The organism is Streptomyces sp. NPDC018947, from assembly GCF_044390505.1.
GTDB lineage: Bacteria > Actinomycetota > Actinomycetes > Streptomycetales > Streptomycetaceae > Streptomyces.
The window spans coordinates 63350-85449 of record NZ_JBIRZD010000013.1 but is presented as its reverse complement, the minus strand read 5'-3'; the positions used below and the strand labels follow the sequence as shown (position 1 = coordinate 85449).

Sequence of the window (22100 nt, the reverse complement as noted above, 5' to 3'; positions counted from 1 at the left end):
GGAGCGCCCCGAATGAGCCTGACCCTGAGGACCATCAGCCGCGAGCAGCATCTGGCCTACATCCAGAGTCTGCCGGCGGCGAGTCACATGCAGGTCCCGGCCTGGGCAGACGTGAAGGCGGAATGGCGCTCGGAGAACCTCGGCTGGTTCGACGACCGGACCGGCGAGCTGGTCGGCGTGGGCCTCGTGCTCTATCGGCAGCTTCCCAAGATCAAGCGCTACCTCGCGTACCTGCCCGAGGGCCCGGTCATCAACTGGTTCGCGCCGAATCTCCAGGACTGGCTGGAGCCCATGCTGGCCCACCTCAAGCAGCAGGGCGCCTTCTCGGTGAAGATGGGCCCGCCCGTGATCATCCGGCGCTGGGACGCCGCGTCGATCAAGAAGGGCATCCAGGACCCCGACGTCAAGCGACTGCGTGACATAGAGGCCGACCACATCGAGCCGCGTGCCTTCGAGGTGTCCGACAAGCTGCGCCGCATGGGCTGGCAGCAGGGCGAGGACGGCGGCGCCGGCTTCGGTGACGTGCAGCCCCGCTACGTCTTCCAGGTGCCGCTGGCCAACCGCTCCCTGGAAGAGGTCCACAAGAACTTCAACCAGCTCTGGCGCCGCAACATCAAGAAGGCCGAGAAGGCCGGCGTCGAGGTCGTCCAGGGCGGCTACCACGACCTCGAGGAGTGGCAGCGCCTGTACGAGATCACGGCCGTGCGCGACCGTTTCCGGCCGCGTCCGCTGTCGTACTTCCAGCGCATGTGGGCAGCCCTCAACAACGAGGACCCCAACCGCATGCGCCTGTACTTCGCCCGCCACAACGGCGTGAACCTGTCGGCGGCGACGATGCTCGTCGTCGGCGGGCACGTCTGGTACTCCTACGGCGCCTCCGACAACATCGGCCGCGAGGTCCGGCCCTCCAACGCCATGCAGTGGGCGATGCTGCGCGACGCCTACGCCCTCGGAGCCACCGTCTACGACCTGCGCGGCATCTCCGACTCCCTGGACGAGAGCGACCACCTCTTCGGTCTGATCCAGTTCAAGGTCGGCACGGGCGGGCAGGCGGCCGAGTACCTCGGCGAATGGGACTTCCCCCTGAACAAGCTGCTCCACAAGGCGCTCGACATCTACATGTCGCGCCGCTGAGCCCCTCGCGGCTCAAGTAGCGTCGGCAGCGGCATCCCCGCCCCGACGAGCTTCCCACCTCTGACACAACCGCAGCCACGAGAAAGGTTCCAGGTCCGGCCATGGCGCTCACGCTCTACGTCGACACCGCGCGCTGGCGGGCGCACCACAAGCACGTGCAGGAGCAGTTCCCCGGGCTGGTCCCGGTCTGCAAGGGCAACGGCTACGGCTTCGGGCACGAGCGGCTGGCGGAGGAGGCCACGCGGCTGGGCTCCGATGTCCTCGCCGTGGGCACGACGTACGAGGCAGCCCGGATCAAGGACTTCTTCGGCGGCGACCTGCTGGTGCTGACGCCCTACCGGCGCGGCGAGGAGCCGGTGCCGCTGCCGGACCGGGTCGTGCGCTCCGTGTCCTCCATCGACGGCGTGTACGGCCTGGTGGGCGCGCGGGTGGTCATCGAGGTGATGTCCTCGATGAAGCGGCACGGCATCAGCGAGCAGGACCTGCCGCAGTTGCACGCCGCCATAGAGAACGTCCGGCTGGAGGGCTTCGCCATCCACCTGCCGCTGGACCGCACCGACGGCTCGGACGCCGTCGAGGAGGTCATCGGCTGGATGGACCGGCTGCGCGCGGCCCGGCTGCCGCTGCACACGATGTTCGTCAGCCATCTGAAGGCCGACGAGCTCGCGCGGCTCCAGCAGCAGTTCCCGCAGACCCGTTTCCGCGCCCGCATCGGTACGCGGCTGTGGCTGGGGGACCACGAGGCCACCGAGTACCGCGGCGCCGTCCTGGACGTCACGCGGGTCGCCAAGGGCGACCGATTCGGCTATCGGCAGCAGAAGGCGGCCTCCGACGGCTTCCTGGTGGTCGTGGCGGGCGGTACGTCCCACGGAGTCGGCTTGGAGGCGCCGAAGGCGCTGCACGGCGTCATGCCGCGTGCGAAGGGCGTCGCCCGGGCGGGTCTGGCCACGGTGAACCGGAACCTGTCACCGTTCGTCTGGGGCGGCAAGCAGCGCTGGTTCGCGGAGCCTCCGCACATGCAGGTGTCGATCCTGTTCGTGCCGTCGGACGCTCCGGAGCCGAAGGTCGGCGACGAGCTGGTGGCCCATCTGCGGCACACCACCACGCAGTTCGACCGGCTCGTCGACCGCTGACGAGCACGCGGGAAGCACCCCGCTACGAGCACAGCGACAAGGGCCGTACACGGCGATCGTGTACGGCCCTTGTCATGGTCCGGTGGCCGCGGGACCCGGGATCCGCCGGCCCGCGGCCACCGGTTCACTCAGAGCGAACCACCCGGCTGCCGTCCGGCGCCCCACTTCACCCGGGGGCCTTCGAACATCGCCGTGTGCTGGGCGGGACGCGTCGCGGGACCGAGGACGAAGACGTCCGGGGCGCCGTCGAGCACACCGCCCGAGGGGTCGTCGTCGCCGGTCCGCCGCACCGGGTCCCGGTCGGGCATCAGGATGTCGCGGACGACCATGACGCACAGGTACAGCGTCCCCAGCAGGTGGAGCCCGATGGCCCAGTGATAGCCGTCGGTCGGCAGGCCCTTGTGGGCGTCTCCGCTGGTGGTGTAGGCGAGGTACATCCAGATGCCCAGGAAGTAGACCACCTCGCACGCCTGCCAGATGAGGAAGTCCCGCCACTTCGGCCGGGCCAGCGCGGCCAGCGGCACCAGCCACAGCACGTACTGGGGCGAGTACACCTTGTTGGTGAGGATGAACGCCGCCACGATGAGGAAGGCGAGCTGGATGAACCGCGGACGCCGCGGGGCGGCCAGCGTGAGCGCCGCGACGCCGCCGCAGCACAGCAGCATCAGGAGCAGGGCGAGCGTGTTGACGGTCTCGGTGCTGGGCGGGTTGTCCGAGTTCTGGACGATGATCAGCCAGAAGGACCCGAAGTCGACGCCGCGTTCCTGGCTGAACGTGTAGAACTTCGACCAGCCGTCGAAGGCGAAGAGCATGACCGGAAGATTCACCACGAGCCAGGCTCCGGCCGCGCCTCCCACAGCCTTCCCGAACGCCCGCCAGGTCCCCGCGCGCCAGCACAGCACCAGCAGCGGGCCGAGGATCAGGAAGGGGTACAGCTTGGCGGCCGTGGCGAGCCCGAGCAGCACGCCGAAGGCCAGCGCACGTCCCCGTGACCACATCAGGATCGCCACGCTGGTCAGGGCGACCGCCAGCAGGTCCCAGTTGACGGTCGCGGTCAGCGCGAGGGCCGGGGCCAGGGCGACCAGCAGACCGTCCCAGGGACGCCGGGGGTGCAGACGGGTGACGCAGACGGCGATGACGGCCGCGCACACCATGAGCATCCCGGCATTGACCATCCAGTACCACTGCTCCTGGTCCTGGACCGTGCCGCTGCCCGGGGTGAGCCAGGCCGCCACTTCCATGAATAGGCCGGTCAGCACCGGGTACTCGAGGTACTCCATGTCGCCGGGGAGCTTGTCGAAATAGGGCACGAGCCCGTCGACGAACCCGCGGCCCTGGTAGAGGTGCGGGATGTCCGAGTAGCAGGCGTGGGTGTACTGGGAGCTGGCACCGAAGAACCACGCACCGTTGTAGCAGGGCGCCTTCTGGACCAGGCCGAGGGCGAACATGCCGATCGCCACGAGCACGATCACCCGTACCGGTGTCCACCAGGAGCTTCCGAGCAGGGCACGCCGGCCCAGGGGCCCGCCGATCAGCTCGCTGCCGGCCTCGGCGACGGCGTCCTCGCCGGCCGGTCGCACCGGATCCGGCTCGTGGACGTCTGCTGGCGTCGATTCTGCACTGGGCATGGGGCACATCCTGCCGCACGTGCCCGGGAAAGCGGCGGGGCCGCCGCACCCTGGTGGGTGCGGCGGCCCCTGTTTCACGTGAAACTTGCGGGTGTTCCACGTGAAACACGCACGCCGGGCATACCGATACTTATCCGCTCGAGCCCCAGATCGTGTTGCCTCCTGGGCCGTTCCCGTTACCCGGCCCGCTGGTGTCACCCTCCGTGGCCGTGTCCGTAGGCGTCGGCGACTGATCACCGCCCCCAGCGCCGCCGTCGGCGCCGCCGTTCTGGTTGCCGCTGCTGTCCCCGTTGCCGCACCCCAAGTCAAAGACACCGCAGGTCTCGGTCGGCGTGGGCGAGGCATCGGTCGGGGTGTCGCTGGGCGTCGGGGTCGGCGACGGGCTCGACTCCTTGGTCTTGGTGGGAGTCGGGGTCGGGCTCGGCGGCGGGTCGTCGTTGATGATCTCGCCGATGGGCTCGGGAGCCGGGAACTTCTTCGCCGGCTCGCCCTTCAGGGCCTTCTCCATGTAGTCGTGCCAGATCTCGGACGGGAAGGACGCACCGTGGATCGTCTCCTGGTCACCCGTTCCGTACATCTCCAGGAAGGTGCGGTTCTTGATGGTCTCGTCGTCGGGGTAGCGGAACATGCTGATCGCGGTCGACAGCTGCGGGGTGTACCCGACGAACCAAGCGGACTTGTTGCCGTCGGTGGTACCGGTCTTGCCCGCCACCTCACGGCCCTCGAGCTGGGCGTTGGTGCCCGTACCCTTCTCGACCACGGTCTTCAGGACGTCCGTGACGTTGTCCGCGACCTTCGCGGTGAAGGCCTGCTTGGTCTCCACCTTGTACGTGAAGATCGTCTTGCCCTCGCGCTCCACCTTCGTGACCGAGTAGGGCGCACGCTGCTTCCCACTGGCCGCGAAGGTGGCATAGGAGCCCGCCATGCGGATCGCGCTGGGGTCCGAGACGCCGATGGAGAAGGACGGGTAGTTCATGCCCGCCAGGCTGTCCTCCAGGAGACCCGAGTCGACGGCGGCCTCCTTGACCTTGTCCAGGCCGACGTCCATACCGAGCTGCACGAAGGCGGAGTTCACCGACTCCCGCATGGCCTCGCGCAGATCGATCTTGTAGTCCGGCGGATCACCGAGCGACTGCTTGCCGTCATTCTCCTGCCGCCACTGCTCGCCCTTCTCGTTCATCCAGATCGACCCGTCGTAATTCTTGATCTTGAGGTCGTTCTGGCCGCTGTAGAGGCTCTTCGGGGAGACGAGGGTCCGCTCGCTGAGCGGCTGGTCCTCAGCGCCCTCGGGATCGCGCACACCCCACTTCATCGCCGCCGCGAGCACGAACGGCTTGAACGTCGAACCGACCTGGGCACCGGTCACATCGGCGTTGTTGGTGAAGTGCTTCGTCGCGTCGGCGCCGCCGTAGATGGCCTCGATGGCACCCGACTCGGGATTCACGGACGCCCCGCCGAACTGGACGTGGGTGTCGGTGTCGGGGCGCTTCTTGGGATCGATGTTGGCCTTGTAGACCTTCGTGACCGCCGTTTCCAGCGCCTCGACCTTCTCCTTGTCGAAGGTCGTGTGGATCGCGTATCCGCCTTGGTCGAGCTGGTCCCGCGTCGCGATGCCGTTCTTGATCAGGGACGCCTTGGCGAGGTCGACGAGGTAGCCGGTCTGACCGCCGAGCTGGGTGTTCGACCGCGGGTTCTCCACCTTGGGGAGCCCGGGGTACTTGTCCCGCTCCGCCTTGTCCAGACGTCCGTACTCGACCATCTTGTCGAGGGTGTCCTGCATCTGCCTGAGCGCGCGCCTCTTGTTGGCCTCCTCGGTGGCGGCCGGGTCGATGGACGTGGCACCCGCGGGGTCGTAGTAGGTGGCGCCCTTGAGCACGGCCGAGAGGAGCGCGCACTCGCCCGGGTTGAGATCGACGGCGTCCTTGTTGAAGTACGCCCGCGCGGCGGCCTGGATCCCGTAGGCGCCGCGGCCGTAGTAGGCGGAGTTCAGATAGCCCTCGAGGATCTCGTCCTTGTCGACCTCGGCGCCGACCTTGACCGAGACGAGGATCTCCTTGAACTTCCGGGAGAGCGTCTGCGACTGGTCCTCCAGCATCGCGTTCTTGACGTACTGCTGGGTGATGGTCGAACCACCCTGCGTCTCGCCGCCGCGGGCCATGTTGAACACGGCGCGGGCGATGCCCTTGGGGTCGATGCCGCTGTCGGAGTAGAAGGTCTTGTTCTCCTGGGAGATGACGGCGTTCTGCATCGCCTTCGGGATCTTCGCCAGGTCGATCAGCTGGCGGTTGCGCTCGCCGCCGGTCGCGACCATGACATCGCCGTTGGCCCAGTAGTAGACGTTGTTCTGGGCGGTGGCCGTCTTGGCGACATCCGGGATGCCGACCATGGCGTACGCGATGCCGGCGACGGCCACCAGGCCGCCGAAGAAGGCGACGCAGAGACCCGAGACGAGCTTCCAGGACGGCATCCAGCGCCGCCACCCGTCCCGGTCACAGCGCGGATAGTCGATCAGCCGCTTCTTTCCCGACGCGGCGGCACGTCCCCGCCCGGGGCCGCTCGCTCCGCCGGCCCGCCGGCCGGCGCGGCCCGGTTCGGCCGCTCTGCGGCGGCCTCCTCCTCCGCCCCGCTGGGCCGCACGCCGTGCCTCGGCGCGGCCCCCATAGGGACGTTCCTCGTCCCCCGGGCCGTACGAGCCGGACGGAGACCCTGTGGCGCCTCGCGGTGCCGCACGGCGGCCGGAGGACGAGCCGGACTGGCCGCGTCGGGCCGCGGCACGTCCGCCTCCCTGCGGCTGCGGCGGTTTGCGACGGTGCTCGCTCATCGAACGACTACTCCTCGGGCAGGCGCACCTTTGCGCGCCTGGAAAAGGCGGCTGGTTTCCGGTCCCCCCGAAGTACGGATGCGGCCCCACCCGCATTCACCCGTACTGCACCAGGGACGGGGACGCTCCCACGCGTCACTCGGTTCCCGGCAGTCTGCATGGCGCACAGACTACGCACCGCCAAAACCCCTGAGCCCCGAAGTTCACCTCAAATCAGGCAACTTGCTCACGAGGAAACCTCGATGTGATCCCGTTCACCAGTGCGCCCCTTGTCGCACGCCGGAGGTCGTTCTATCGTCGTGATGTATCGAGCCGATACATCAACGCGGCATAAGGACGAGAGGAGGCGACGATGAGCCGGCGTTCCGGCATCCTCGAGTTCGCCGTACTCGGCCTGCTCCGCGAATCCCCGATGCACGGCTATGAGCTGCGCAAGCGGCTCAACACGTCACTGGGTGTGTTCCGGGCGTTCAGCTACGGGACTCTGTACCCCTGCCTCAAGACGCTGGTCGCCAACGGCTGGTTGATCGAGGAACCGGGGAACGTCGGCGAGGCCGCCGCCTCCCTCACCGGGCGCCGCGCCAAGATCGTCTACCGGCTGACGGCCGAAGGTAAGGATCACTTCGAGCAGCTCCTGGCGCAGACCGGCCCCGACGCGTACGAGGACGAGACCTTCGCCGCTCGTTTCGCGTTCTTCGGGCAGACGTCGCGCGACGTGCGCATGCGCGTGCTCGAAGGGCGGCGCAGCCGGCTGGAGGAGCGCCTGGAGAAGATGCGCGCCTCCCTGGCACGCACCCGGGAGCGCCTCGACGACTACACGCTCGAGCTCCAGCGCCACGGAATGGAGTCCGTGGAGCGCGAAGTGCGCTGGCTGAACGAGCTCATCGAGAGCGAGCGGGCGGGGCGGGACCTGCAAGGTTCCGCCTCCGAGGGGACCGCTCGACAGGACACGACATCTGGAGCGACGGGCGGCCTGCCCCGGCCCGGGGACGACCCCCGGCCGGATACGCCCGGCGACACCGCCACGTGAGCGCCCAGTCAGGGCCTCACTCGTACACACAGGGAGCAACCGGAATGGGTTCGGTTCGCGTAGCCATCGTCGGCGTGGGCAACTGCGCCGCATCGCTGGTGCAGGGCGTCGAGTACTACAAGGACGCCGACCCGGCGTCCAAGGTCCCGGGCCTGATGCACGTCCAGTTCGGCGACTACCACGTCCGTGACGTCGAGTTCGTCGCCGCCTTCGACGTGGACGCCAAGAAGGTCGGTCTCGACCTCGCGGACGCCATCGGCGCCTCCGAGAACAACACCATCAAGATCTGCGACGTGCCGAACACCGGTGTCCAGGTCCAGCGCGGCCACACCCTCGACGGTCTCGGCAAGTACTACCGCGAGACCATCGAGGAGTCCGCCGAGGCCCCGGTCGACGTCGTCCAGGTCCTCAAGGACAAGCAGGTCGACGTCCTCGTCTGCTACCTGCCCGTCGGCTCCGAGGACGCGGCGAAGTTCTACGCCCAGTGCGCCATCGACGCCAAGGTCGCCTTCGTCAACGCCCTCCCGGTCTTCATCGCCGGCACCAAGGAGTGGGCGGACAAGTTCACCGAGGCCGGTGTCCCGATCGTCGGTGACGACATCAAGTCGCAGGTCGGCGCCACCATCACGCACCGCGTCATGGCGAAGCTGTTCGAGGACCGGGGTGTCATCCTGGACCGCACGATGCAGCTCAACGTCGGCGGCAACATGGACTTCAAGAACATGCTCGAGCGCGACCGCCTCGAGTCCAAGAAGATCTCCAAGACGCAGGCCGTCACCTCCCAGATCCCCGACCGGGACCTCGGTGAGAAGAACGTCCACATCGGCCCGTCCGACTACGTCGCCTGGCTGGACGACCGCAAGTGGGCCTATGTCCGCCTGGAGGGCCGCGCGTTCGGTGACGTCCCGCTGAACCTGGAGTACAAGCTCGAGGTCTGGGACTCCCCGAACTCCGCCGGCGTCATCATCGACGCCCTGCGCGCCGCGAAGATCGCCAAGGACCGCGGCATCGGCGGCCCGATCCTGTCGGCGTCGAGCTACTTCATGAAGTCCCCGCCGGTCCAGTACTTCGACGACGAGGCCCGCGAGAACGTCGAGAAGTTCATCAAGGGCGAGGTCGAGCGCTGAGCGCCTCGGACTGAAGTCCGCTGAAGGTCCCTGGGTCGTCCGACCCGGGGGCCTTTCCGTATGTGAGGCTGTGCCCCATGGCCGTCGTCCGTGACCTGCGCGTCCTGCTGCGCCTGAAGGGGTTCCGGCGCCTGCTCGCCGTCCGGCTGCTCTCCCAGGGCGCCGACGGCGTGTACCAGGTCGCGCTCGCCACCTACGTCGTCTTCTCCCCGGAGAAGCAGACTTCCGCCGCCGCGATCGCCTCCGCCATGGCGGTCCTGCTGCTCCCGTACTCGCTGGTGGGCCCCTTCGCCGGGGTCCTGCTGGACCGATGGCGCCGTCGCCAGGTCTTTCTCTACGGCAATCTGCTGCGCGCCCTGCTCGCCTCGGTCACCGCGGTACTGATGATCGCCGCCGTCCCGGACTGGCTCTTCTACGTCTCCGCCCTGTGCGTCACCGCCGTCAACCGCTTCGTCCTGGCCGGCCTGTCCGCCGCGCTGCCACGCGTGGTCGACGAGGAGCGTCTGGTGATCGCCAACTCCCTCTCCCCGACGGCGGGCACCCTGGCGGCGACGGCCGGCGGCGGCCTCGCGTTCGTCGTACGCCTCGTGATCGCGGACTCCGACGCCGCCGTGGTGCTGCTCGGGGCCGCTCTGTATCTGTGCGGTGCGCTCGCCTCGCTGAGCATGGCGGTGGAACTGCTGGGGCCCGACCGGGCGATGGTGCGTCCCCGGCTCGCCTCGGCGCTCGCCGGCACCGCCCGCGACCTGGGGGCGGGCGTGCGCCACCTCCTCGCGCCCGCGCGCCGGCGAGCGGCCTGGGCACTCGTCGCCATGACGCTGATGCGCTTCTGCTACGGCGCCCTGCTCGTCCTCCTGCTGATGCTGTGCCGGTACTACCTGACGTCGGACACGGATGGGGGGCTCGCCCTGCTGGGACTGGCCCTGGGCGTCTCCGGCGCCGGTTTCTTCGCGGCCGCGGTGATCACCCCCTGGGCGGCAGGGAGGCTCGGCCCCGGCGGCTGGATGGCCGTGTGCGCGGGAGCCGCCGCGGTGCTGGTTCCGGCTCTCGGTCTGCCGTTCGCCACCGCGCCCCTGCTCACCGCCGCGTTCGTCCTGGGGCTGACGACCCAGGGTTCGAAGATCTCGACCGACACCATCGTGCAGTCCTCGGTCGACGACTCCTTCCGTGGCCGGATCTTCTCCGTTTACGACGTGCTGTTCAACGTTGCCTTCGTCGGTGCTGCCGCGGTGGCGGCCCTCATGCTGCCGCCGGACGGCCGGTCGGTGCCACTGGTCGTCATGGTCGCCGCTGTCTACGGAGCGATTGCGGTCGCTATGGCCCGATTTAGCCGCCAGTAAGTGTCACATCAATGCCACAGAGTCCCACTGAGCTACAGAGATGTCAGTGGGCCCCGGTAGCTTACGTGCGTCTTACTCGCGCCATGTTCGCGTCATGCACCCATGTTTAGGGGGACCCCCAGTGACCACTCCGCCTCCCCAGGGCAACCCGTTCGCCCAGGGCCAGCCGCAGGCCCCGCAGCAGCCCCAGGGACAGAACCCCTTCGCGCAGGGGCAGCCGGGCTTCCCGCAGCAGCCCGGTCAGCCCGGTTTCCCCCAGCAGGGTGCTCCGTACGCCCCGGTCCCCCCGCAGCCGGCCCAGCGCAAGGTCAGCTTCAAGCTGATCAAGAACATCGTGATCGCCGTGATCGTCGTCAGCGTGGCCGTCGGCGGTTACATAGCCAGCCGCGACGACGCCAACACGGCAGCGGTCGGCGACTGCATGCACCGCGGCAGCACCAACGACAACGACCCGGACCTCGAGGTCGTCGACTGCTCGGACGCGAAGGCCCAGTACGAGGTGCTGGCCAAGATCGAGGGCTCGTTCCTCACCGACACGATGGCGCAGAGCAAGTGCGAGGCCGAGGCCAAGGACTTCCAGTACGTCTACACCGAGAGCGGTGACGGCAAGGACTTCCTGCTCTGCCTGAAGGACTACAAGAAGTAGGGCAGACGCGTCATATGCGCCGAGGGGCGGTGTTTCACGTGAAACACCGCCCCTTCGTCTGTCATCGGGTCAATGTTTCACGTGAAACACGACCCGGCCTCCCGGCTCAGGCCTCCTGCTCGGCCCACCACTTCTTGAGCGCGTCCACCGCGGCGTCATGCTCCATGGGGCCGTTCTCCAGGCGCAGCTCCAGCAGGTACTTGTACGCCTGGCCGACGACCGGTCCCGGCTTCACGCCCAGGATCTCCATGACCTGGTTACCGTCCAGGTCCGGGCGAATCGCGTCCAGCTCCTCCTGCTCCTGGAGCTTCGCGATCCGCTCCTCCAGCCCGTCATAGGCGCGCGACAGGGCAGTGGCCTTGCGCTTGTTGCGGGTCGTGCAGTCCGAACGCGTCAGCTTGTGGAGGCGGTCGAGCAACGGACCGGCGTCCCGGACATACCGGCGGACCGCGGAGTCCGTCCACTCGCCCGTGCCGTAGCCGTGGAAGCGCAGATGTAGCTCCACCAGCCGGGAGACGTCCTTCACCAGGTCGTTGGAGTACTTGAGCGCGGTCATGCGCTTCTTCGTCATCTTGGCCCCGACCACCTCGTGGTGGTGGAACGAGACCCGGCCGTCCTTCTCGAACCGCCGCGTGCGCGGCTTGCCGATGTCGTGCAGCAGGGCGGCGAGACGGAGCACCAGGTCCGGCCCCTCGGTCTCCAGGGCCATCGCCTGTTCGAGAACGATGAGCGTGTGGTCGTAGACGTCCTTGTGCCGGTGGTGCTCGTCCCGCTCCAGGCGCAGGGCGGGCAGCTCGGGCAGGACGTGGGCGGCCAGGCCGGTGTCCACGAGCAGGGTCAGGCCCTTGCGCGGGTGCGCGGAGAGGATCAGCTTGTTCAGCTCGTCACGGACCCGCTCGGCGGAGACGATGCCGATACGGTCCGCCATGTCCTTCATGGCCGTGACGACCTCGGGGGCCACGTCGAAGTCGAGCTGCGCGGCGAAACGGGCGGCCCGCATCATCCGCAGCGGGTCGTCCGAGAACGACTCCTCGGGAGTGCCCGGAGTACGCAGCACACGCGCCGCGAGATCGTCGAGGCCGTGGTACGGGTCGATGAACTCCCTCTCCGGCAGCGCGACGGCCATGGCGTTCACGGTGAAATCCCGCCGGACGAGGTCCTCCTCGATGGAGTCGCCGTAGGACACCTCCGGCTTGCGCGACGTGCGGTCGTACGCCTCGGAGCGGTAGGTGGTCACCTCGATCTGGTAGCCGTCCTTCTGCGCACCGACCGTGCCGAAGGCGATCCCGACCTCCCAGACGGCGTCCGCCCACGGCCGGACGATCTTCAGAACGTCCTGCGGGCGGGCGTCGGTCGTGAAGTCCAGGTCATTGCCGAGCCGCCCGAGCAACGCGTCCCGGACCGAGCCGCCGACCAGGGCGAGAGAGAACCCGGCCTCCTGGAAGCGACGGGCGAGGTCGTCGGCGACAGGCGCGACCCGCAGCGGTTCGCTCACCGCGCTGGGCTGCGCCTGACTCATGGCACTGGGGGTGACTTCGTTGGCGTTCGGCACAACAGAACAGGGTACGTGGCCGGGGCGGACCCGGTCGCCCCCATTGTCCGCGCACCGGACGCACCCCGGGACGGCTCCCCTCTCATCGGCTCACTCCTCTTTATAGGGGCATACGGGGCAGCCCGTGTCGCGGCGGGTCCTGTGGCGTACGCCGCGGCACTTCCCCTCGGCGCACATCGTTACCATGCGTGGACGCACATTCCGACGACCACTGACGACGACGAGGGACGGGCGAGCGCGTGGCCGAGGCGGCAGACTTCCAGGGGACCAGTCCCTCACCTGCCCGCCGGTGGCGAAGGAGCGCCGCGGCACTGATCGCGGGTACGCCCCTGCTGGCCGGCTTGCTTCTGCCCGCCGGATCCGCGCACGCCGCCGAGAAGACGGCCGCGGAAGCAGACTCCGGCTCCGGCCCGGTGGCCGTCGCCGTCGACTCGCTCACCCCGTCCGCCCCCTCCGAGGGGGACACGGTGACCGTGTCCGGCACCGTGACCAACAACGGCAAGCGGGCGGTCACCAACGCCCACGTCGGGCTGCGCCTGGGCTCCGAGGTGGACACCCGCTCGTCCGTCGACGCGATCGCCAAGGACGGGGACGATCTGGAGGGATCCATCCCTCCGGAGATCGACGACAAGTACACGGCGAAGTTCTCCAAGCTCACCCCCGGTGTGTCCGAGCACTTCAACATCTCCGTCCCTGTCGACGAGCTGAACCTCGGCGGGGACGGCGTCTACGAGTTCGCCGTCTCGCTCTCCGGGGAGACCTCCGCGCAGCCGTGGGAGCAGGTCCTCGGCATACAGCGGACCTTCCTGCCGTGGAAGCCCGACGCGGACGGCACCAAGACCAGGGCGACGTTCCTCTGGCCGCTCGTCTCGACCACCCACATGGCCGCCGAGACGGGACCGAACGAGGAGCAGACGCCGGTCTTCCTCAATGACGACCTGGCCAAGGAGATCTCTCCCGGAGGCCGTCTGAACCAGATGGTGACGCTGGGCAAGGACCTCGACGTCACCTGGGTGGTCGACCCCGACCTGCTGGCCTCCGTCGACGCGATGACCGGCAGCTACCGCGTCCGGGACGGGGCCGACACCGTTCCCGGCACCCAGCAGGCGGCCGCCAAGCAATGGCTCGCCGACCTCCAGGACGCGGTGGCCGACAAGGAGGTCGTCGCGCTGCCCTTCGCCGACCCCGACCTGGCCTCCCTCGCCCACAACGGCAGGGACACCGCCGGCTCGCTGAGCCAGCTCAAGGAAGCCACGGACGTCGTCGACAACACGGTCCCGGCCATCCTCCACGTGCGGCCCAACACCGACTTCGCCTGGCCCGTGGAGGGCGCGGTCGACCGGTCGATCGTCAAGGTCGCCACCTCGGCGGGCGCCGACAAGGTGATCGCCCGCAGCGACAGCCTCGAGGAGACCAGCGGCCTGTCGTACACCCCCTCCGCCGCCCGCCCCATCGGCGGCGGCACCACCGCCGTCGTCGCCGACGCGCGGCTGTCCAGGGCGTTCGAGGGCGACCTGACGAAGGCCTCCGCGTCCACGCTCGCGGTGCAGCGGTTCCTCGCCCAGAGCCTGGCGCTGGGCCTCCAGACCGACAAGCAGCGCAGCATCGTCGTCGCCCCGCAGCGCATGCCCTCGGGGGCCCAGGCCCGCGCGATGGCCGAGGCGCTGAGGACCCTCCAGGGCAGCACCTGGTCGGAGTCCCAGAAGCTCGCGGACGCAGCCGCGGCCAAGCCCGACCCCGAGGCCACCACCAAGGTGCCCGGGAAGTCCTCGTACCCGTCGGCGCTGCGCAAGAAGGAACTGCCCCGGTCGGCGTTCACGCAGATCGCGCAGACGCAGGACAGGCTCGACAACTTCAAGGGCGTCCTGTCCGACCCGTCCCGCGTGGTGACGCCCTTCGGCCGCGCCCTGAACCGGGAGATGTCCGCGTCCTGGAGGGGCCGGGCCGGCGAGGCAGGCTCGTTCCGCGCCGGCGTGCAGTCCTACCTCGAAGGGCTGACCGGCCGGGTCAGGCTGATCGACAAGTCGGAGACGAAGCTGTCCGGCCGCAGCGCCACGATCCCCGTGACGGTGCAGAACAACCTGGTGCAGGACGTCGGCCCGCTGGTGCTGCGGCTCACCTCGACCAGTCCCACGCGCCTCGAGATCGGCGGCGCGGCCTATCAGGAGCAGCCAGTCTCGGTCTCCGGTGGCCACAGCCAGTCGGTGAAGTTCACCACGTCCGCCAACGCCAACGGCCGGGCAACGGTGATCGCCCAGCTCTACACGATGGACGGCCGGCCGTACGGAGAGGCCGTCACGTTCGACGTGAAGGTCACCGAGATCACGGCCACGGTGATGCTGGTCATCGGCGGCGGTGTCCTGCTCCTCGTCCTCGCCGGCTTCCGGATGTACACCCAGCGCAAGCGGGCCGCCGCCCGCGAGGGGGACAAGGGCGGGTCCGGCGAGGATCGGGAGGCCGAGAACGACGATGACGGTCCCGAGAACCCCGACGGCCCCCGCGGGCGTCTCCAGGAGGAGTCGGGGGCGACCTCCCGGTCAGGCGACCCCGAGCAGCCGAGTGACCCGACACCGGACACCGCAGCGGAAAACGCCGACCCGTCCGGCACGGGTGAGAGAGTGGACCGTTGAGGATGTCGTGGCCGGTCGGCCCGGGACGATGAGGTGGGGTAACCATGAACGCGCCGTACGACGGTGACCGCGGTCAGGCCGTGGACGGCTCGGGCCACCCCGAGGGTCCGCCGCCCGACGACGGCCGGACACCGCCGCAGCCGCCCGCGGACATGTACCTCCAGGACGCCTACGACCAGGACCCCTACCGGGCGCAGGACCTCTCCGCCCAGGACCCGGTCTCCGAGGCGCTCTACGACCGCGCCTCGCACCCCCCGCCGCCCCCGGGCACGTACCCGCAGCAGCCGATGTACGCCCAGCCGTCCCAGTCGCCGTACGCCCCCGACCCACGCGTGTGGGCCCAGACCCCGGCGCCCGAGCCGGAGGGCCCCACCCAGTACCTGCCGCACGGCGACGACCCGCGCACGACCCAGTTCGTCGGCGTGGACGACCTGGTCACCCAGGCCGGTGAGCAGCGCCACGAGCCCGACGCCTTCGCCCACCTCTTCCGCGACCAGCAGCAGGGCGGTGGCCACCCGTCCTACGACGGCTCCGCCTCGGTTCCCTCCCCCGCCCCGGCACCGGGGCCCTACGGCGGGACGCCGGGACCGGACCAGTACCGCGGCGCACAGGGACCCGGCCCCTACGGGGACGCCTCCGCCTACGGGCAGTACGGCGGCCCCGCTCCGGCACCCGGGCACTACGCGCCCCCCGCGCCGGGACAGTACGCGCCGGCTCCCACGCCGGAAGCCGCGGAGGCCCCCGTCCAGGAGGCCGAGCCACCCGCCCCGCCCGCCGCCACCGCCCCCAGGAAGGGCGGCCGCGCGGGAGGGCTGCTCAAGTCCAGCGCCGTGATGGCGGCGGGCACGATGGTCTCCCGGCTGACCGGGTTCATCCGCTCGGCACTGATCGTCTCGGCGCTCGGCGTCGGCCTGCTCGGCGACACCTTCCAGGTCGCCTACCAGCTCCCGACCATGATCTACATCCTCACCGTCGGCGGCGGCCTCAACTCGGTCTTCGTACCCCAGCTCGTGCGTGCCATGAAGGACGACGACGACGGCGGCGAGGCCTACGCCAACAGGCTGCTGACCCTGGTCATGGTGGCCCTCGGTGTGCTCACCGCGATCACCGTCCTCGCCGCGCCCCTGCTGATCCGGGTCCTGTCCAACCCCGTCGCCAGCAACCCGGCCGCGAACGAGGTCGGCATCACCTTCGTCCGCTACTTCCTGCCGTCCATCTTCTTCATGGGCCTGCACGTGGTGATGGGGCAGATCCTCAACGCCCGCGGCAGGTTCGGCGCGATGATGTGGACCCCGGTCCTGAACAACATCGTCATCATCGTCACGCTCGGGATGTTCATCTGGGTCTACGGCACCGCGGAGACCTCCGGCATGAAGGTCACCAGCATCCCGCCGGAGGGCGAGCGGCTGCTCGGCATCGGCGTGCTGCTGGGCCTCGTCGTACAGGCCCTGGCGGTGATCCCTTACCTGCGCGAGACGGGCTTCCGGCTGCGGCTGCGCTTCGACTGGAGGGGCCACGGCCTCGGCAAGGCCGTCACGCTCGCCAAGTGGACGGTCCTGTTCGTCCTCGCCAACCAGGCGGGCGCCATGATCGTCATCCAGCTCTCCACGGCCGCGGGCACCGCGTCGCCCGTCGACGGCACCGGCTTCGCCGCCTACGCCAACGCCCAGCTCATCTGGGGCCTGCCCCAGGCGATCATCACCGTCTCCCTGATGGCCGCCCTGCTGCCCCGCATCTCCCGCTCGGCGTCGGAGGACGACAGCGGCGCTGTCCGCGACGACATCTCCCAGGGCCTGCGCACCACGGCGGTCGCCATCGTGCCCGTCGCCTTCGGGTTCGTCTCGCTCGGCATCCCGATGTGCACGCTCATGTTCGGCTCCTCGGGCACCAGTGAAGCCACCAACATGGGTTACATGCTGATGGCCTTCGGCCTCGGCCTCATCCCGTATTCCGTGCAGTACGTCGTCCTGCGCGCCTTCTACGCCTACGAGGACACCCGGACGCCCTTCTACAACACGGTCATCGTGGCCTCGGTCAACGCCGTGGCGTCCGCCCTGTGTTACTTCCTGCTGCCGGCCCGCTGGGCCGTGGTCGGCATGGCCGCCGCCTACGGCCTGGCCTACGCGACCGGTGTCGGCGTCGCGTGGCGCCGGCTGCGCAAGCGGCTCGGCGGGGACCTGGACGGTGCACGGGTGCTGCGGACGTACGCCCGGCTGTGCATCGCCTCCGTCCCGGCCGCCCTGCTCAGCGGCGCCGCCTGCTACGGGATCGGCCACACGCTCGGCCAGGGTGTCGTCGGGTCGCTCGCCGCCCTGGTGGCCGGCGGTGCGGTCCTGTTCGGCGTCTTCTTCGTCGCCGCCCGCAGGATGCGCATCGAGGAGGTCAACTCACTGGTCGGCATGGTGCGCGGACGCCTGGGACGCTGAGAGCAGGGGTAGGCGCACAACCATCGTCCGCCGCCGTGTGTCGTGCATAGCGGCGGACTGTGGGCACAATTGGTTTCGGCGTCGGGCTGCGCGCATCGGGTGACGGTCGGCGTGCATCGAATGGGGAGGCAGGAACGACGGTGGCGGAACGGAGCACAGCTGCCGTCGACGTGGCAGACAACAGCGGTGAGAAGCCGCTGACCGCACAGGCGGACCAGTCCACGGCCGACGGGGTGGCCAACAACCGGGAGCGGGACACGGACAGCGACCAGGCACAGGGGAGCCCCACGAGCGAGGATTCCGGCAAGGCATCGCCTCCCGAACTGCACAGCGGGCACAAGCTCGCCAGGCGCTACCGCCTCGAGGAGTGCGTCACCCGTCTGGACGGCTTCAGCAGTTGGCGGGCCGTCGACGAGAAGCTTCGCCGCGCCGTGGGGGTCCACGTCCTGCCGGCGGACCACTCGCGGGCCCGCTCGGTGCTGGCCGCGGCTCGCTCCGCCGCGCTGCTCGGCGATCCGCGGTTCGTCCAGGTGCTGGACGCCGTCGAGGACAACGACCTCGTCTACGTCGTGCACGAATGGCTCCCCGACGCCACCGATCTGACCGCGCTCCTCGCCGCGGGCCCGATGGACGCGTACGACGCCTACCAGATGGTCAGTCAGGTCGCGTCCGCGATGGCCGCCGCCCACCGCGAGGGCCTCGCCCATCTGCGCCTGAACCCCAACGCCGTGCTGCGTACCTCGACGGGTCAGTGGAGGATCCGCGGACTCGCCGTCAGCGCCGCCCTGCGCGGGATCAGTTCCGACACCCCGCAGCGGACCGACACCGAGGCCATCGGTGCCCTCCTGTACGCCACCCTCACCCAGCGCTGGCCGTACGAGAGCGACGCCCACGGCATGGCGGGCCTGCCCAAGGACATCGGCCTGATCCCGCCGGACCAGGTGCGCGCCGGTGTCCACCGCGGACTGTCCGAGCTCGCCATGCGGGCGCTCGCCAACGACGGCGCCACCGCCTCGCGTCACGAGTCTCCGTGCACCACACCGGAGGAACTGGTCAAGGCGATCGGCGAGATGCCCCGCATCCGTCCGCCGGAGCCGGCGTACACCGCGCCGCCCGAGTACCAGCGCACGTCGTACCAGAAGGGCACGTACGGCCGCCCGGCACCGCGTCCCGGCATCACCCAGCCCGTGCCCAGCCCGCCGCCGCCCCTGCAGAGCCGCACCGGCAAGGCGCTGAAGTGGGGCGTGTCCGCCCTGCTGATCGCCGCCCTCGGCCTGGGCAGCTGGCAGCTCGCGGACGCCCTCATGGAGCGGGGCGGCAAGGCCGACGACCAGAACCAGACCCAGACGACGGACGGCGACGACAAGAACGACGCCATCCCGAAGCCGACCAAGCCGATCGCGGTGCAGGACGCCCGGGAGTTCGTCACCAAGGGCGACGCGCAGCACCCCGCCGACGTCGGCAAGACGTACGACGGCGACAACAGCACGCTCTGGCGGACGGCCAGCTTCTTCGACGGCCCGGTCATCGGTCCGTACAAGCCGGGCGTCGGCATCGTCTACGACCTCGGTTCCGAGCAGGAGGTCTCGACCGCCGAGGTGGGGCTGCACTACGCCGGCGACCACACGACGGCTGAGCTGTACGCCGCCGACTCGCTGCAGCCGTCGTCCCTGGACGCGATGAAGAAGCTCGGCACGGTCACCACCTCAGGGACGACCGCGACGATCAAGGCCGCCAAGCCGGCGAAGACGCGGTACGTGCTCGTGTGGCTCACCGCGCTTCCCTACGCCTCCGGCGACAGCTACAGCAACGCCGGCTACAAGCAGGCCATCACCGACGTGACGTTCAAGGGCTGAGCCCGGCGACAGGGGAGGGGGTCCGATGGCAGATGGCACCGCCTATGGCGACATCGACGATCAGGACCTCCTCGCCCGTCACGTGGACGGTGATCCCGACGCCTTCGGCGAGCTCGTGCGCCGCCACCGCGACCGTCTCTGGGCGGTGGCCCTGCGGACGCTCGGGGACCGTGAGGAGGCCGCTGACGCCGTCCAGGACGCCCTGGTCTCCGCCTACCGCGCCGCCCACACCTTCCGCGGCCAGGCGGCCGTCACGACCTGGCTGCACCGGATCACGGTGAACGCCTGCCTGGACCGTGTCCGCAAGGCGGCTTCCCGCAAGACCTCCCCCATCGACGACGCCGAGCGGCTGGAGCAGCTACTGGAGCCGCACGAGTCGGCCTCCGCCCCCGCCGAGCGCAATGACCTGAACCGACAGCTTCTGGCTGCCCTGGGCACCCTGCCGGCCGATCAGCGAGCGGCCCTCGTCCTCGTCGACATGCAGGGCTACCCCGTCGCGGAGGCCGCGCGGATCCTCGATGTGCCGACGGGCACGATCAAGAGCCGCTGCGCCCGTGGCAGAGCCAAGCTCCTGCCGCTGCTCGCCCATCTGCGTCCGGACGCCGGCGTCGGTGCGGACGGGAAGCGGAACCGGACGCACGGGACATCCGTCCCACCCGCGGCGGGACCGCACCGGGCGGACCCCATGGAAGCGGGTCAGAGCGATTCAGCCGCAGTGAAGGGCGGAGGTGGACGAGCGTGACGTCGTCGACGACGGACAGGGCCGGGCACCCGGACGTCGCGGAGATCTCCGAACTCGCCGAAGGCCTGCTCCCGGCCTCGCGGACCGCCGACCTCCGGCGGCACCTGGAGACCTGCGAGCTCTGCTCGGACGTCTACACCTCGCTGGAGGAGATCCAGGGACTGCTCGGCACGCTCCCGCAGCCCGAGCGGATGCCGGACGACGTGGCCGACCGCGTCAACGCCGCCCTCGCCGCCGAGGCCCTGCTGAACACGGCAGCACCGGCTGCCGACGGGGGCCGGAACGACGACGGCGCACATGTTTCACGTGAAACATCGGTGCCCACGGACCGTCCTTCCGGACATGCCCGCGCCTCCACCACCGGCCCCGGCCGCAAGGACCGCCGACGCAACGGACGGCGCAGGATCGCTGTCCTGAGTGCCGTGGCGGCGGCGGCCGCCCTCGGGATCGGCTCCGTCATCGTCTCGTCCGTCACCGGGGGCGGCGCACCGGACGAGACGGCCCACGGGCAGCCGTCCGCACCCGTGGACACCTTCTCCGAGGGGCGGCTCAAGGACCAGGTCGCGGCGCTCGTCGCCGAGGGGCAAGGCTCACAGAGCGGCTCGCGCACACCACGCAGTTTCGGCGTGGAGTCCGAGAACGCGACCGAGAACCACGTCTTCACCTCTCCGGCGGTGCCGGAGTGCGTCCAGAAGGCCATCGGCCGTGCCGACGCCGCGCTCGCCACGGAGGAGGGCGTCTACAAGGGCAAGGAGGCTCTGCTCGTCGTGCTGCCCGACACCCTCAACGACAGCCGCGTCACCGCCTACATCGTCGACTCGGCCTGTGCGGCTCAGCCCCCCGTCGCCGAGGCCAAGGTCCTTCTGAAGCGCTCCTACGCACGTCCCTGACCACGCTTCCTCCTCGCCCGCCGTGTGCCCGGACACAGCGGGAATGCGCGCCCCTTAGGATCCGTTGGGTGGGGTGAGAGCTCAGACAGAAGCTCCACCCGGCCCTGAAGACGCAGTCCAGAGACGAGGAATGAAGCCGTGAGCGACGTCCGAAACGTGATCATCATCGGCTCCGGGCCCGCCGGCTACACGGCGGCGCTCTACACCGCGCGCGCGTCGCTGAAGCCGCTGGTGTTCGAGGGCGCCGTCACCGCGGGCGGTGCGCTGATGAACACCACCGAGGTGGAGAACTTCCCGGGCTTCCAGGACGGCATCATGGGCCCCGAGCTCATGGACAACATGCGCGCCCAGGCCGAGCGCTTCGGTGCCGAGCTCGTCCCGGACGATGTCGTCGCCGTCGACCTGGCCGGCGAGATCAAGACCGTCACCGACACCGCGGGCACGGTCCACCGGGCGAAGGCCGTCATCGTCACCACCGGTTCCCAGCACCGCAAGCTCGGCCTGCCGAACGAGGACGCTTTTTCCGGGCGTGGCGTCTCCTGGTGCGCGACCTGCGACGGCTTCTTCTTCAAGGACCAGGACATCGCCGTGATCGGCGGCGGTGACACCGCGATGGAGGAGGCCACGTTCCTCTCCCGCTTCGCCAAGTCCGTGACGATCGTCCACCGCCGCGACACCCTGCGCGCCTCCAAGGCGATGCAGGAGCGTGCCTTCGCCGACTCGAAGATCTCGTTCGTCTGGGACAGTGAGGTCGCCGAGATCCACGGCGACCAGAAGCTGTCGGGCCTGAAGCTGCGCAACGTCAAGACCGGCGAGCTCTCGGACCTCGCCGTGACCGGTCTGTTCATCGCCATCGGTCACGACCCGCGCACCGAGCTCTTCAAGGGCCAGCTCGACCTGGACCCGGAGGGTTACCTGAAGGTCGACGCCCCCTCGACCCGCACCAACCTGACCGGTGTCTTCGGCGCCGGTGACGTGGTCGACCACACCTACCGGCAGGCGATCACCGCCGCCGGCACCGGCTGCTCCGCCGCTCTCGACGCCGAGCGCTTCCTCGCCGCGCTCTCCGACGAGGACAAGGCCGAGCCCGAGAAGACCGCTGTCTGACCCCCATCCGCCCCACGCACCAACCAGTTAAGGAGCCC

The 22100-nt window shown here is 69.7% G+C and carries 15 protein-coding genes; 12 read left to right on the top strand and 3 right to left on the bottom strand.

The window, feature by feature from the left end; all coding sequences use genetic code 11:
• Window positions 1–12: 12 nt before the first annotated feature.
• Window positions 13–1134, top strand: a complete 1122-nt coding sequence (gene femX / locus ACH499_RS24005) for a peptidoglycan bridge formation glycyltransferase FemX (RefSeq protein WP_356198974.1) — start codon at window positions 13–15, stop codon at window positions 1132–1134.
• A 101-nt stretch (window positions 1135–1235) separates the two neighbouring features.
• Window positions 1236–2267, top strand: coding sequence for an alanine racemase (locus ACH499_RS24000; RefSeq protein WP_356198973.1), 1032 nt, complete (start codon window positions 1236–1238; stop codon window positions 2265–2267).
• A 128-nt stretch (window positions 2268–2395) separates the two neighbouring features.
• On the opposite strand, the gene ACH499_RS23995 is transcribed toward ACH499_RS24000, so the two are convergent.
• Entirely contained in the window at window positions 2396–3904 is a 1509-nt protein-coding gene (locus ACH499_RS23995; protein WP_399018239.1) for a glycosyltransferase family 87 protein, read from the bottom strand.
• A 121-nt stretch (window positions 3905–4025) separates the two neighbouring features.
• Window positions 4026–6716 (bottom strand): transglycosylase domain-containing protein, encoded by a 2691-nt coding sequence (locus ACH499_RS23990; RefSeq protein WP_399018237.1) that lies wholly within the window; start codon window positions 6714–6716, stop codon window positions 4026–4028.
• Between the two features lie 352 nt (window positions 6717–7068).
• On the opposite strand from ACH499_RS23990, the gene ACH499_RS23985 reads away from it, so the two are divergent.
• The 4 genes from ACH499_RS23985 to ACH499_RS23970 all read left to right on the top strand — a co-directional run bounded on the left by ACH499_RS23985 (window position 7069) and on the right by ACH499_RS23970 (window position 10859).
• Window positions 7069–7746, top strand: coding sequence for a helix-turn-helix transcriptional regulator (locus ACH499_RS23985; protein ID WP_356198970.1), 678 nt, complete (start codon window positions 7069–7071; stop codon window positions 7744–7746).
• 44 nt (window positions 7747–7790) lie between these two features.
• A complete protein-coding gene (locus tag ACH499_RS23980) occupies window positions 7791–8873 on the top strand; it encodes an inositol-3-phosphate synthase (RefSeq protein ID WP_356198968.1) in 1083 nt (360 codons plus the stop codon).
• 77 nt (window positions 8874–8950) lie between these two features.
• Window positions 8951–10213 (top strand): MFS transporter, encoded by a 1263-nt coding sequence (locus tag ACH499_RS23975; protein WP_399018234.1) that lies wholly within the window; start codon window positions 8951–8953, stop codon window positions 10211–10213.
• A gap of 121 nt (window positions 10214–10334) precedes the next feature.
• The gene (locus ACH499_RS23970) at window positions 10335–10859 is read left to right on the top strand and encodes a hypothetical protein (RefSeq protein ID WP_356198965.1); all 525 of its coding nucleotides are present in this window, start codon (window positions 10335–10337) and stop codon (window positions 10857–10859) included.
• 106 nt (window positions 10860–10965) lie between these two features.
• Here ACH499_RS23970 and ACH499_RS23965 read toward each other — a convergent pair whose 3' ends face one another.
• Window positions 10966–12411 (bottom strand): CCA tRNA nucleotidyltransferase, encoded by a 1446-nt coding sequence (locus ACH499_RS23965; RefSeq protein ID WP_399018232.1) that lies wholly within the window; start codon window positions 12409–12411, stop codon window positions 10966–10968.
• A gap of 239 nt (window positions 12412–12650) precedes the next feature.
• On the opposite strand from ACH499_RS23965, the gene ACH499_RS23960 reads away from it, so the two are divergent.
• The 6 genes from ACH499_RS23960 (at window position 12651) to trxB (ending at window position 22062) form a co-directional block, all read left to right on the top strand.
• The gene (locus ACH499_RS23960) at window positions 12651–15041 is read left to right on the top strand and encodes a DUF6049 family protein (RefSeq protein ID WP_356198962.1); all 2391 of its coding nucleotides are present in this window, start codon (window positions 12651–12653) and stop codon (window positions 15039–15041) included.
• 44 nt (window positions 15042–15085) lie between these two features.
• Window positions 15086–17467: a murein biosynthesis integral membrane protein MurJ gene (gene murJ / locus ACH499_RS23955; RefSeq protein WP_399018229.1), complete on the top strand. Its 2382-nt coding sequence runs from the start codon at window positions 15086–15088 to the stop codon at window positions 17465–17467.
• A gap of 140 nt (window positions 17468–17607) precedes the next feature.
• Window positions 17608–19323: a protein kinase family protein gene (locus tag ACH499_RS23950; protein ID WP_399018227.1), complete on the top strand. Its 1716-nt coding sequence runs from the start codon at window positions 17608–17610 to the stop codon at window positions 19321–19323.
• A gap of 25 nt (window positions 19324–19348) precedes the next feature.
• The gene (sigM, locus tag ACH499_RS23945; protein WP_399018224.1) at window positions 19349–20065 is read left to right on the top strand and encodes an RNA polymerase sigma factor SigM; all 717 of its coding nucleotides are present in this window, start codon (window positions 19349–19351) and stop codon (window positions 20063–20065) included.
• Complete coding sequence (locus tag ACH499_RS23940; protein WP_399018223.1) at window positions 20062–20955, top strand: hypothetical protein; 894 nt, start codon at window positions 20062–20064, stop codon at window positions 20953–20955. Before sigM ends, ACH499_RS23940 begins: the two co-directional genes overlap by 4 nt.
• A gap of 138 nt (window positions 20956–21093) precedes the next feature.
• Window positions 21094–22062 carry a thioredoxin-disulfide reductase gene (trxB, locus tag ACH499_RS23935; protein WP_399018221.1) on the top strand — a complete coding sequence of 323 codons (969 nt, stop codon included), beginning with the start codon at window positions 21094–21096 and terminating at the stop codon, window positions 22060–22062.
• Window positions 22063–22100 lie beyond the last annotated feature (38 nt).

Bases quoted from the DNA above. Each gene is read 5' to 3' on its own strand.
- femX (WP_356198974.1), top strand. From the start codon at position 13: ATGAGCCTGACCCTGAGGACCATCAGCCGCGAGCAGCATCTGGCCTAC.
- ACH499_RS24000 (WP_356198973.1), top strand. From the start codon at position 1,236: ATGGCGCTCACGCTCTACGTCGACACCGCGCGCTGGCGGGCGCACCAC.
- ACH499_RS23995 (WP_399018239.1), bottom strand. From the start codon at position 3,904: ATGTGCCCCATGCCCAGTGCAGAATCGACGCCAGCAGACGTCCACGAG.
- ACH499_RS23990 (WP_399018237.1), bottom strand. From the start codon at position 6,716: ATGAGCGAGCACCGTCGCAAACCGCCGCAGCCGCAGGGAGGCGGACGT.
- ACH499_RS23985 (WP_356198970.1), top strand. From the start codon at position 7,069: ATGAGCCGGCGTTCCGGCATCCTCGAGTTCGCCGTACTCGGCCTGCTC.
- ACH499_RS23980 (WP_356198968.1), top strand. From the start codon at position 7,791: ATGGGTTCGGTTCGCGTAGCCATCGTCGGCGTGGGCAACTGCGCCGCA.
- ACH499_RS23975 (WP_399018234.1), top strand. From the start codon at position 8,951: ATGGCCGTCGTCCGTGACCTGCGCGTCCTGCTGCGCCTGAAGGGGTTC.
- murJ (WP_399018229.1), top strand. From the start codon at position 15,086: ATGAACGCGCCGTACGACGGTGACCGCGGTCAGGCCGTGGACGGCTCG.
- sigM (WP_399018224.1), top strand. From the start codon at position 19,349: ATGGCAGATGGCACCGCCTATGGCGACATCGACGATCAGGACCTCCTC.